Origin of the sequence: Flavobacterium jumunjinense (assembly GCF_021650975.2) — a bacterium.
GTDB classification, from domain to species: domain Bacteria; phylum Bacteroidota; class Bacteroidia; order Flavobacteriales; family Flavobacteriaceae; genus Flavobacterium; species Flavobacterium jumunjinense.
In genome coordinates this window covers 3,481,919-3,495,104 of record NZ_CP091285.1, presented here as the reverse complement: position 1 = coordinate 3,495,104, position 13,186 = coordinate 3,481,919, and the positions used below count along the sequence as shown (strand labels likewise).

8 protein-coding genes are annotated in these 13,186 nt (G+C 30.2%); all 8 read left to right on the top strand.

The features are described 5' to 3' along the window. The 8 genes from L2Z92_RS15750 (at position 1) to L2Z92_RS15715 (ending at position 12,151) form a co-directional block, all read left to right on the top strand. Positions 1-900 (top strand): DUF3289 family protein, encoded by a 900-nt coding sequence (locus tag L2Z92_RS15750; protein ID WP_236455383.1) that lies wholly within the window; start codon positions 1-3, stop codon positions 898-900. A 73-nt stretch (positions 901-973) separates the two neighbouring features. Continuing rightward, positions 974-1,366 (top strand): hypothetical protein, encoded by a 393-nt coding sequence (locus L2Z92_RS15745; protein WP_236455381.1) that lies wholly within the window; start codon positions 974-976, stop codon positions 1,364-1,366. Between the two features lie 22 nt (positions 1,367-1,388). Then, the gene (locus L2Z92_RS15740) at positions 1,389-2,174 is read left to right on the top strand and encodes a hypothetical protein (protein WP_236455379.1); all 786 of its coding nucleotides are present in this window, start codon (positions 1,389-1,391) and stop codon (positions 2,172-2,174) included. Positions 2,175-2,176: 2 nt separating this feature from the next. Then, positions 2,177-6,391 carry a hypothetical protein gene (locus L2Z92_RS15735; protein WP_236455374.1) on the top strand — a complete coding sequence of 1,405 codons (4,215 nt, stop codon included), beginning with the start codon at positions 2,177-2,179 and terminating at the stop codon, positions 6,389-6,391. 77 nt (positions 6,392-6,468) lie between these two features. Next, entirely contained in the window at positions 6,469-7,626 is a 1,158-nt protein-coding gene (locus L2Z92_RS15730; protein ID WP_236455371.1) for a hypothetical protein, read from the top strand. A gap of 31 nt (positions 7,627-7,657) precedes the next feature. Beyond that, positions 7,658-8,725 carry a hypothetical protein gene (locus tag L2Z92_RS15725; RefSeq protein ID WP_236455369.1) on the top strand — a complete coding sequence of 356 codons (1,068 nt, stop codon included), beginning with the start codon at positions 7,658-7,660 and terminating at the stop codon, positions 8,723-8,725. Between the two features lie 201 nt (positions 8,726-8,926). After that, positions 8,927-10,159, top strand: a complete 1,233-nt coding sequence (locus L2Z92_RS15720; protein ID WP_236455367.1) for a hypothetical protein — start codon at positions 8,927-8,929, stop codon at positions 10,157-10,159. Between the two features lie 21 nt (positions 10,160-10,180). Next, on the top strand, positions 10,181-12,151 hold the full coding sequence (locus tag L2Z92_RS15715) for a hypothetical protein (protein ID WP_236455365.1): 1,971 nt from the start codon (positions 10,181-10,183) through the stop codon (positions 12,149-12,151). Positions 12,152-13,186 lie beyond the last annotated feature (1,035 nt).

The following is a 13,186-nucleotide window of genomic DNA, read 5'->3' as shown; positions in this document are numbered from 1 at the left end:
ATGAATGAAGGAGGAAATATTGTTAGAACCACTTTAGGTACATCACACAAGGAAGCCGAAACTATAGCAATAAGAGCAACAAAAGAGAACTTAGAATTTACTTCACCAAATGAAGTCCGTTTTAATGGTAAAGAAGGTGGTAAAAAGTTTGGTGATTTTGTAGCGCAAAGTGAAGAAGAGCAAAAAACAATAAGAGTCAATTCAAAACTTATTGGTAAAGCACGAAGAGACCCAGGCTATAATTTTGATAAGACACCCGCAGAAGATATGATGAGCGGAGATAAACCTCCTAAATCTGCAAGCATTATGAACGATGCTATGTTTACACACAATAACGCAACTTTAGGAGCATATTTAGATCAGTTAATGCAATCGCTCTCAATAGGAAGCATGGAAACTGTTGCTTTAGAAATGTCATCTCTTTTTAAAAGTGGTACTGGCGGAACATACAAAAGTGATGCGTTAAATAAGGAAATAGAAAATAACGCTGCCACTTTAAAATTTCATGACAATTTTGTAAATCTTTTTAAAGCAGAATTGAGCATTGCAAAATATGACCCAAATCAGATGGAAATAATACCTATGGATTTACTCAATTTTTCTTCATTTTGGGATAAAGTGTCTGGGTTAGGAATAACTATACATCAAGTTTGGAGTGTAAAGGCAGAAATTGAAAACTATGTATATACAGAATCAAATGGAAAATGGGAATGTGATTTAATCTATACTTTTTATGACCATTTTGGCTTAGATTGGGATGATATTGTAAAACATGGTTCAGATAGAATACCTCAATATCATACAGGAGATTGTTTTAAGGCATGGTATATTCTTCAACATTATAGAAATGCAAAGCCATTTATTACCGAAATGATTAAAAAAATAAAAATAACAAACTAAGAACATGAAGACAAAGATAAATATAATAACAGTATTTGCTTTACTATTGTTTTCTTGTAACACAAATAAAAAAATGCAAAATATCAAAATAGAACCTTTAAGTCCCTATCATTACGAATTTAAAGATAGTGAGAATAACCTAGACAAAATTGATTACTTTTTCTTAAAAGGAGATTTTCAAGTTAATGATAATTTAAAAAAGGAATTACACGATTTTATTACTAATTATAGTAAAACTAATACTAAAAAATATGCTTATAATTCTGTTTACATATACAAAGAAACAAAAGAATTAAACAATGCATACAAAGGTGATAAAAGTTCATTTGATGGTCTTAATAATGAGATAATAGCTTATGTTCGATTTAATAATAATGAACTAGATATCTTCTATGTACTAGAAGAAGGAAATGTAGTTTTTGATTTGATAAAAAACCAAGAAGTTGAATTTGAATTTGAGCAATAATTTTATTTTAAAAATTATTTAAATGGTTTTTGAAATAGTAGAAAAAATCGATTGTACGGTTAATAGTCTACAGAAGAAAATAGAAACAAAATATAGCATTGATTTTTCAATACTACAAAACGCTGAAGAAGGGAAAGTATATCTCGTAAATAAAATAACAGAAAAAAAAGAAAATGAAAAAGAAAATATTTTTTTAGAGATATTGGCAGCACTAGAAGCGCTCACCTACCCTTTAAAAATTCAAACCGATATTAACGGGAATTTCAAAAATTTCTTTGAATTTGACAATTGGTTGCAGGAATGGCAAAAAAACTCAGAGTGTATAATAAACGAATTTGAAGATTCAGAAAACGTGAAAAATATTAGAAATCAATATTATGACATCATAAAAAATGAAGCTGCTTTCACAAAAAGTAAATTCAAAGAACCCTATTGGAATTTGTTTTTTTTTAATCCTTCTATAGATGATAAAAATAAACCCGATATAGGCACAACTCTAGTATGGAACATTAAGTCTATTGGCTCTCAAGCTTGTATTGGAAGAACCAAAATACTAAATCCTGCTTCTAAAGAAATTATTATTTCCTTTGAATCAAATAGTGAAATAGAAAAATCGCTACTCGAAAAAATAAAAAGAAAAGCAAGTAAAAAAGAAGCAAAACAGGAAAAAGTAAACATCAAACTAGTAACCGAATCCTATTTTGATACCATTGAAAGAAAAATAAAGAAAAAAAAGGCAAATTTCCATCTCGCAATGAAAGATGGGTTTACCTATAAAGAAGAAATTACCATAACGTTAAAGCAATAAGTATGGCAAAAGGGAAAATAATAATAGAAGGAGCAAAAGCATTTTGTTCTAATTCTACAACAAACAACAATAAAGGGAAGGCAGTCCCTATAAACATAACAAGTCAGAAAAAGAAATTAGGTAAAAATAAATACTTTGCACAAAACAAACCCATTGCTACCTATTTAGATGATACTTTTGAAAATTTCGATAATGGAAAAGGTTTTGGAACATGCAAATTACCAGACAATAAAACAGCACCCTGTGCAGGGATATGCAGTATAAAATATAAAGATTATTATGAAAATGTAGATTTCAATAAAAGTATGAAGGTACTTTTAGATGTTTCTACAGGTACATGCGAAGGATATGGCCAAAAAGGAACCATTCAATTTGCCGACAGCGGACAAAAAGGAAGTGTCTCACAAATAGATATTAATGAAGCCGATGCTTTTGCTATTGCCAATACTTCTGCTATATGGGAAACGGCTTCCTCATCTTCAACCAAAACCTCTGTTAGCAATATTGAAATTATAAAACCCTTTAGAGAAAAACCTAAAGGAACTAAAAACACTTATTATTTTATAAAAGAACCCGAACCATTACAAGTGTTTTGGCAAAATAACATTCAAAATGATAGCATGATTCATTTAGAGGCTTGTGCTTCTGGAGATGCTTCAAAAATTTCATGGGTGTTGTTTAAAGGAACGGGTATAAAAGATAAAATTAAAACTTTTATAGGGCTAGGTACTACTTTTAATTGCAATTTAAACACACTCTTCAAAGATTTAGAAGAAGGTGAATACCGTATAGAAGCTTATGGTAAAAATGCTGGCGATGATGAATGTGCAATTATCATTGAGTATGTAAAAGACCATGTTGAAGGCATTACAGTAGCAGGTAAATCTACCGTTAAAAATATGCCTGTTCCAATCAATATTTCCTTCAAGGCAAATTCATTTAGCGATTTTTCGAAAATTTTAAACAACAACAAGTTAGTAGATACCTCACCTGTTGTGAGTTGGCGTGTATTAAAAGAAGGAGCAGTGCTATATAATAGTTATAGTACTAAAGATACTAGTTTATTAAAGGTTAGCATTGCCAATGAAAGCGTTAGAACTACTCCAGTGGCAGTAATGACTTTTAAAAATGCTGGAAAATATACTATTGAAGCCTATACCGATGCGCAAGGAACAAACCGTCACACCGTTTCCTTAGAAGTGAAAGACACCTACGGTGTTAATACCATTTCCCACAAAGGGAGTGGACTCTTACGCTATAATGATGTACTAAACGTGAGTGTAGCAAAATATTCTGTTGACCTACTTCCAACTAATGCAAAAGTGCAATGGTACCTACAAAAAGACAGAGTACGATTGAATCAATTTGAAACTGCTGCTATTGCAACAAACCCTAACATCAATAAAAGAATAGATGAAATAGTCAATATAGATGCCAAAGCAGGTAATAATTATTTTGGCAAATATGTTATCGAGGCCTACGGAAAAGCCTTAGAAGCAAGCAAAACCCCTAGTTTTAATGGTACAGATGCTTTTTCATTTGAGGTAATTAAAAACTCCGCAGATAAAATCACCTTGCCTTTACATGTACCCAAAGGCTCTAAAGTAAAATATGATGCTACCGCTCGAATAATGCCACTCATTAACGACGAGCAATTAGTACTTCAATTGCCAGAGGGAGTAACTAATAATAACGATGGTTCGCTAACATTCACAAAAAACGGGGAATTTAAAATTGAAGCCTCTGTTTCTGGAGCCTATACAGAAGCTACAAAAGTAAGCTCCACTGTAAAAGTGACAACTCCCCTATTAAAAAGAGCTTTATGGTCCTATAAAACAGGATACAAACGCACAGAAACAGGTTTCAAAGAAGAGTCCTATGGTTTTGTGGAAATAGAAGGATTATCGAATTTGTCTCTGAAAGCCAAAATATGGCTCAAAGGAGACTATGATAGCTACTTAGCAGAACCTGAAAAATTTTTATTAGAAGAAAAAACAATTGCATTAAACGACCAAGGAAAAGGCTATTTTAAAATAGCCACAAACGACGAGTATAAGAAAAAAATGGAAGCGGCAATTCCTGCAACTACAGAGAACCCTACTCCTACTTATAGCCTAATTTTCACCATCGAGCTACCCGAAAATAGCTCAGGTGCCACAACTTTAGCCGAAAACCTAGAAATAACACATGCCAATTTAATTGTGGGCACAAAAATGTACAGCGTTTTAGAGACCAACGAAGTATTGCAAGTTACTAACGAACAAAAAGTAAAATCGATCGTTTTTGCCACAGAAGACGGTAAAAATGTGCAACAAACCCTAACCTATTATGGAAAAACGCACAAAATATGGGCGCATACTGTTAACATGATCGATGAGGAACTCAAAATAGACGTTTTGAGAGAAGTTCCTAAAGAAAACATGAACGAAGATGCAGCAGGAATCATTGTTACCCATGAAGCCATAGAGACTTACAACGCAGAAAAAGTAGGCCCAGACGGTTTACTAGAAGTAAGTTTCACATTAAACGAAGATTGCAAGATAGAAGGCCAAACCTATGATTATTATATAGCACAAGTTTCTAAAAAAGTAAAAGATGCAGCCGACCCTAACAAAGAATCCTACCAACTACTCAAAAGCCAAGTAATAGTAAACGATTCCTTGCCAGCCAGTTTAGCCCATGATACAGAAATGGAAAAAATGGGTATTAAAGCAAAAAAAGCCGATGGCACCCCTTTTTCACCAGAAGAAATGCTAACCCTTCGCAAAAAATTCATCAACTACGAACAAGGAGCTTTAAAAGTAGCACACACACAAGCCACACCAGAAGCCGTTCAAAACAATAATGTTTTTGTAGAAATAGAATCGGCTGAGATAGAGAACAATACTGTCACTTGTTTTTGTAAGGATAATAATTTTTATTGGAGTTCAAAAATTACGTGCGAGGAAAGAAAAAAAGTATTAGAAGTATGTGCCGAACTTTGGGGAGAAGATAAAAAAGTAGAAAAAGCAAGCGAATTAATGTCTATTTTTCATTTAGAAACTGCAAACTCATTTTCTCCATCAAAAGAAAACGGCAAAGGCTATGTGGGATTAGTTCAATTTAATGAAGGCAGTGCCAACACAATTGGAACAACCTATGCAAAATTAAAAGCAATGACATTTATAGAACAAATGGACTATGTTAAAAAATATTTGCAAAAAAATAAAGACAAACTCACCACCCTTACCGATTTTTATTTACAAGTCATAAAACCAAATGCAGTAGGCAATGGCAACAATCCAGATTATGTAGTGTTTGATGAAAGTATAAGTGTTCCAGATAATGGTATTGAATCTAACCTCGAAACAAGAAAGAAAAATATCCAAAGAGAACCATGGGTAACAAAATACGGATATGCTTCTAATCATACATTTATGAAAGAACCAGGTGAGTTTGCAAATAAACGTCAAGCATGGAATTATACAAAACAAATGAACGTAGAACGAAGAGGATTTGCAAACGGAAAAACAACAGTTAAAGAAATTACACAAGTTGTAACAGAGCAACATTACATTCCTGGTAAAACAGAAACATTTACTGGAAGATGTAAAAACGCAACTAATCTTGATTTGGCAGGAAGAGCTCCTTGGATGGCATTTGCAGTTCAAGAGTTAAAAACATATAGTGGGATTAGACAAACGGAATCCCCATTAAAAGAGAGGATTTACACTTATTTTGACGAAAGTAGTATGCCTGATGGAACTAATAAAACTTTTTGGTGTGGTTCATTTGTTAATTGGTGCTTTGTTCAAGTTCAAGAATATAAAAATACAAACTCTATAGCTAATGTAGCTGCTTTTGATTGGCTACCAAAAATAGAAGCAAAAAAACAAAGAGATGATGTAGATGGTTGGCCAAATTCTGAAATAATTAAGAATGTTGATGATGTCTTTTATGGTGCTGTTATAGTGTTTTCTCACTCTCATGTCGCATTTATATGTGGTCAATCTGAAGATGGAAAAAGTTTTATTTACCTTGGAGGGAATCAATCAGATGGAAAACCAAATGATGGCAAAGGAAAGAGGACAATATCTACAAATCCAATAAAAAAAACAGGTATTGGATCTGAATTTTGGATTGTAAAACCAATAAATTACAATCCTACTAATGAAGAAAAAGAACTAATGGTAGTTTCTACCGATGGAAAAGAATTAACTAAAGATACAACACGATGAAAAAAATAATATTTATAATACTAATACTAAGTATTTATAGCTGTAAAAAAGAAAAAGATGTTAATTACTCAAAAAAAATGGAATACAAAAAAGAAAATAATTTCGATAATAACAATTTTATTAATACTGATTCTATGTTTAATTTAATATTAAAAAAACAACTTGAGAAAGGTATATCAGGATTGCTAAACAACTCTTTTGATATTGAAACTTATGTTTTTAAAAAGGAAGATTTAGAAGTAACATTACCCACAATAAAAAATATTTTATTAAGTAATGGATATAAAACATTAAGTAATGAAAAATTTAATTTAAAAGTAAAAAAATTTTTTAATAGAGTAATATCCCCTGATTCAAATAAAAATTTTCTTTTTTCAAATGATTATGATGTTTGTTCAAAGGATATAAAATTTTATAGAAACGATAATTCAATTGATATAAAACCTTTTGGTTTTTATATAATTAAAAACAATAATTTTATTACTGAATTATATGCAATTCCAGAAATTGTTAATTATCAAAAGGAATTCTCCTCAATAGCTAATATTGAAAATTCTATGGAAAGAGAATTTACTAACGATAAAGGGTCAAAGGTTGAAATTACTAGATGGAAAGACCTTCCAGACCTAGACCAACAACGCAAAAAAAACATCCAAACTCTTGTAGCTCGCAACATGTATCTATTTAACGATAGTAAAGCCCATTTTAAATGGCTTATCTTGAACGATCAATACTTCATGCGAAGCCTAGTAACTACTTTTGGCTATTATGATGATACCACATTAGTAGAATGGGTAGCCGAAAACACCAAAATGGATGCCCAAGATTTAGAACCACTAAACGAAGTCATTTACAATAAAAAATGCGATGGGAAAATCGGTTTTAATTATACTTTTTTAAAAATCATTTCAGAAGATGAGGAGAAAGCAACTGAAAAATTCAACTTTTTGAAATGGTATTATTTTGATTGGCTTTTAAATCCAAAAAACACCCTTGAACTCACTTTTTCTCAAAAAGCAGAAATTATTGCCCGTATGCATAGTTTTATTTATAGTAACATGAATGACTACAGAACCTATGAATTTATGGGAACTTTTGCAGAACATTATGATTATGACAATACCTACAGCAAAGAATTCAAAGCCAAAAACTATTATAACATTCCTGATTTCGAAAAACAATGGAAAGAAGCCAAACTAGAAGGCGATGGAATAGCACTTCCTGGAGAGGAGTAATGTTTGCTTCAAACAAAATAAATAATCTACTATGAAACATTTAAATTATTTCTTTCTTATTAAAATACTCTTTTTCTACTTTGTTGGATTCTCACAAGGTAGTAAATCAAATGTAAAAGAAATAGCAGAATATTTTGAGAAACAAAAACGTATAGAATCAGATGAAGTAGAATATGACAATCCACATATTCTTACAAATAAAGATTTAGAATTAACTTTTCCAATAATTAAAAAAGCATTACTAGATAATGGTTATATTGACCGAATGTTTATTGATAGAGTAGATAAAATATTTAGTCTAAAAAATGAAAAATTTACTTATCATTATGCTCAATATCTTGATGATTCTTGCCTTAAATGGGAAAAAAATAATTTTCTAAAAGAAACATATTGGATAGATCGAGGGAAATACATAATGATTAATTTTGAAAATAGAGTTATCACTGATGCTTTCTGTTTAAATGAAATTGTGGAATTTAAAAATGATGAAATAAAATTAAAAGTCCCTCAAAAAATCATAGCTCGCAATATGTATTTATTTAACGATAGTAAAGCACATTTCAAATGGCTTATTTTGAATGATGCTAAATTTATGAAAAGTTTAGTTACTAAATTTGGCTATTATGAAGATAAAGAATTACTCAAATGGGTTGTAGAAAACACAACTTTTGATGATGACAACCCAGAAGCATTAGATCAACTTCTCTGGAATAAGAAATGTGATGGAACAGTAAAGTTAAATTTAGAAATTTTCCCCATATTAAAAGAAATTATTGAGCCCAATGATAGGGATTATTTTGAAGCCTTAAAAATGTATGTAATGTATTTAATGGAAGAAAAAGACAAAAGAAACGAACTTTCGCTTCAAGACAGAGCAAAGCTTTTAGCACATCTAGTTTATTTTGGAGAACAATACCGTTATGATACTAATTTTAATGACAAAAGTTATTTTATGCAACGCATCTGGATGAGAGATTTAGACGGTTCCATTCAAAAAGAAATAGTTAAAAACAATTATTATAATTTACCTGATTATCAAAATCTTTATAAAAAATCAGAAGAATATCAAGATGCACTTGTAGATGAAAATGGAGGGTAATAGCAATTTATGAAATAAATTATTCAGAGAAGAAATTCATCAACTACGAAAAAGGAGCTTTAAAAGTAGCGCACACACAAGCCACACCAAAAAATATTATAACATTCCTGTCTTCGAAAAACAATGGAAAGAAGCCAAACAAGAAGGCGATGGAGTACCACTTCTTGGGGAAGAATAATTGTAAAAGTATAATATAATAATATGAGAAAAAACATACTGAAAAATGGAGTCCTAATTGTTCTATTATTGGCTTTGTATTCATGTGATAAAGTTAAAAAAGGAGAAAACTCAGAGTTTGAAACTTTAGACGAAAAAACTGAAATAATAGATAATGATAATGTTTTAAAACAGAATGTTATAAAGAATACAGATGTATTAACAAGACAGATACAATTTGGATACTCTGTTTCAAATGATGTAACAGATATCAAACATTATCAATTTAACAATGATGATATTGAAGTGTTAGAAAATGAATGTTCAAAAACATTATTAAGCAATGGTTATAAATTTCCTTCAGATGAAGCATTTAATAATCGGGTAAACAATATATTTGGCACAATTCATTCTAATAAAAGTATATCCTACATTAATTTATTTGATGTTTGTAAAAAAACAGCATCTTTTTCTGATTCCGATGGATTTAGACCCAATATTTTTATTTCAAAATCAAAAAAATTAGTTGTTGACCAACTATTACTTCCTGAAATTATTAATTATGAGGAACTATACCCTACTATAAAAGATATTGAAAACAAAGTAAATACAAAATTTACTTCTAATAATGGTGACAATATTTACGTAACTAGATGGAAAGACGTTTCAGACCTAGACCAACAACGCAAAAAAAACATACAAACCCTTGTAGCTCGTAACATGTATTTATTCAATGACAGTAAAGCCCATTTCGAATGGCTTATTTTGAATGATAAATACTTCATGCGAAGTCTAGTAACTACTTTTGGCAATTATGACGATAAAGAATTAAACAAATGGGTTGCTGATAACACCGATTTTAAAAAAGATAAAATACGAGAAATAAGCAAAGTCATATACAACCAAAAATGTGACGATAAAATAAAGGTTAATTATCCATTACTAGAAATCATTGCAGAAGACTTAGAAAAAGCAGATGAAATGTATTCCTTTTTTAGATATGATTATTTTAATATGTTATTGGACAAAAAAAATAATTTAGAATTAACTTTCTCTCAAAAAGCAGAAATCCTTGCACGACTTCACAGTTTCATTTTTAGCAATATGAAAGACTATAGTGAGTATAAATCCATGGGTGAGTTTGCAGAAAATTACGACAATGATAATGCCTACAGCAAAGAGTTTAAAGCCAAAAACTATTATAACATTCCTGACTTCGAAAAACAATGGAAAGAAGCCAAACAAGAAGGCGATGGAGTGCCACTTCCTGGGGAGTAATAATAATTTAATTAATTCAAAATGATCAAAATATTCGGTTTTTTATTCTTCCTAACTACAATAAGTAGTTTTTCTCAATCTTTAAAAGATAATACATTTTTAAAACAAGATGTATATATCCGTGGTTATTTAACTGCAAAAGATTATAATTTAAAAGGAAGTCCAAAGAAAGTAATAAACACATCTTATACATTTAATGAAAAAGATGGATCAAAAAGTAAAATTGTATCATATTATGTAAAGTTTTTCTCTAAAAAAGGACTTTTAACAAAAGAAGAAACATACAGTTCTGATAATCCAAACGATAAATCCATCTCGAATTATTACTACACAGGTATTAGGTTAGATAGTGTTAGTGGTTTTAGGAGAAGAAATTATATTTATGATAAACAAAGTAGGTTAAATAAAATAGTTTACTATCAAGAAGATAAAAATGATATAGTAAATGAAGGAACTTTTTCTTATGATACTAATGGTTTTATTAATAAAGTTTCAGATATCGCAAATAAGACAAATACATTATATTACTACAATAAAAAAGGCAACATTTCATTAATAAAATATATCAATCCCAGTGGAAAAACAGGAAATACTACTGAAAATTTGTATGATATTAATGGGGATGTCTCTAGCATTATTTTAAATGATATAGATTATGGTTCCTATACGAGAATAAACTACATAAGAACAAAAGATAAAAACAATAATCTAACTACTTTACAATATTCTAATAACTCAAATAAAGGCAAAAAATCTACCACGAACAGTACTTTTGAATACGATTCATTTGGTAGTTTAATTAAAATTACTACTTATGAAGAAAATAAAAGAAAATATGTTTACGAAAGCAAAATAGTCTATTATACAGACGAAGAATTAAATCAAAAAGAAACTATTGAAAAAGAACCCATTCTTTTTCTAGAAAACATCCTCGAAAAACAATTAGAATATGGTCAGCCAAGTTTTGATAATCCCTATAAATATACTTCGCAAGATTTAGAAGTCATACTCCCAGAAGTGAAAAAAATATTAGCTTCTAACGGTTTTAAATTTTTAAATGATTTAGAGTTCAAAGAGAGAATAAAAACAATTTTTGGTAGAACAATTGATTTAAATTCAAGTTCAAAATATCTATATGTAAACTTTATCGAAAAATGCAACAGAACACCTGTATATTTCCCAAACAACATCATTGACTACTTTGGGAATTTTATAATTAAAAACGAAAATTTCATTACAGATAGTTACGCAATCCCTCAAATAATTGATTATCAAAAAAAGTTTAAAGACTTAACAATAAAAGAAAATAGTATAGCTAATTATTATAAAGACGAAAAAGGAGAGATCGTTTCTAAAAATTTATGGAAAGAGAATAAAAGCCTAGAATATGACCGCAATAATAACATCCAAACTCTTGTAGCACGAAACATGTATTTATTTAACGATAGTAAAGCCCATTTCAAATGGCTTATTTTGAATGATGAAACTTTTATGCGAAGCTTAGTAACTACTTTTGGCTATTATGATGATACCGCATTAGTAGAATGGGTAGCCGAAAACACCAAAATGGACGCCCAAGACCTTGAACCATTAAATGAAATCATCTACAATAAAAAATGCGATGGGAAAATCGGCTTTAATTACACTTTCTTAAAAATCATTTCAGAAAATGATGAGAAAGCAACTGAAAAATTCAACTTTTTGAAATGGTATTATTTTGATTGGCTTTTAAATCCAAAAAACACCCTTGAACTCACTTTTTCTCAAAAAGCAGAAATTATAGCCCGTATGCATAGTTTTATTTATAGTAACATGAATGACTACAGAACCTATGAATTTATGGGAACTTTTGCAGAACATTATGATTATGACAATACCTACAGCAAAGAGTTCAAAGCCAAAAACTATTATAACATTCCTGACTTCGAAAAACAATGGAAAGAAGCAAAATTAGAAGGAGATGGTATAACTTTACCAGGAGAAATGGAATAAAAAAACTTTATAACTTATATGCCAAACTGTTAACCTTGGTTTTTTAACAGATCTTACAAAAGGTTTAGAAATCCTAAACTCACAACAAAAAACGCTATCCCATTCCCGAATTACTGACTAAACTAAAAGAACACCAATCTAGTCCACTAGATTTTTTTCACCTACATCCCTCCTACCCAAAAATGACACCCCAAACTAAAAACTAAAAAAAACATCCCCAAACTCGTTATCCAAACAACGGACGTAACCTTCTACAAATTCCACAAACAAAATCATTAAACATTAATAATTCATCATCAACAATTAGCCTTATTCTACTATCTCAAAAGGCATACCAAAAACTAATAAAAACCTTTTTTTGAACGGTTGTGACTGGTTCTGACTTGGTTTGACTGGTTATGACCTATACTGATGTATTAAAAGGGTTTAAAAGCAGTCAAATAAGGGTTTTGTTCGGAAGTTGTTCGGAAGCGCTGCGGACGAGTAGCACTAAACAGGCACTTTTTCGCTACAATCTCCGAACGAAACTGCTACTAAACTGCTACCAAACCTAAAAAAAACAGTAAAAATAGTAAAAATTGAGAATTGAGAATTAGCGATTAGGAATGCCAAAAAATAGGGACATACATTTTTTAAAAAACTTGTCAACTTTAAACTTTAAACTTTCGACTTTTCGACTTAAAAAAAAACATCCACAAATACGGTTTCCCGCAAGGATACTATTTTTTGCTATATTACCTTTGGTTTAGAATGTAAACTAATCGTTTAAAATGTAACAATTACTATAGAAATAGTGTATTCTCGTTTTTAGGAAATGGTTTATACCATTTGTGATTTGAATTTACTGTAAAAGAAAATGATGATTTTTTTCTTGATATGAAATAGAAAAGCATAGCATCGCTACGTTTTTATTCTATATTGAAATAGCGAGGAAAAAAGGGCGTTTTATTCCAGTAAATTCATGTGATAAATGGTATTACATTGCAAATACAAGTAGTCGCATTAAAAACAGGTAGAAATACCTGTTGCTAGTAC

Coding starts and splice junctions, on each gene's coding strand:
- L2Z92_RS15745 (WP_236455381.1), top strand. CDS start 974: ATGCAAAATATCAAAATAGAACCTTTAAGTCCCTATCATTACGAATTT.
- L2Z92_RS15720 (WP_236455367.1), top strand. CDS start 8,927: ATGAGAAAAAACATACTGAAAAATGGAGTCCTAATTGTTCTATTATTG.
- L2Z92_RS15750 (WP_236455383.1), top strand. CDS start 1: ATGAATGAAGGAGGAAATATTGTTAGAACCACTTTAGGTACATCACAC.
- L2Z92_RS15725 (WP_236455369.1), top strand. CDS start 7,658: ATGAAACATTTAAATTATTTCTTTCTTATTAAAATACTCTTTTTCTAC.
- L2Z92_RS15740 (WP_236455379.1), top strand. CDS start 1,389: ATGGTTTTTGAAATAGTAGAAAAAATCGATTGTACGGTTAATAGTCTA.
- L2Z92_RS15730 (WP_236455371.1), top strand. CDS start 6,469: ATGGAATACAAAAAAGAAAATAATTTCGATAATAACAATTTTATTAAT.
- L2Z92_RS15715 (WP_236455365.1), top strand. CDS start 10,181: ATGATCAAAATATTCGGTTTTTTATTCTTCCTAACTACAATAAGTAGT.
- L2Z92_RS15735 (WP_236455374.1), top strand. CDS start 2,177: ATGGCAAAAGGGAAAATAATAATAGAAGGAGCAAAAGCATTTTGTTCT.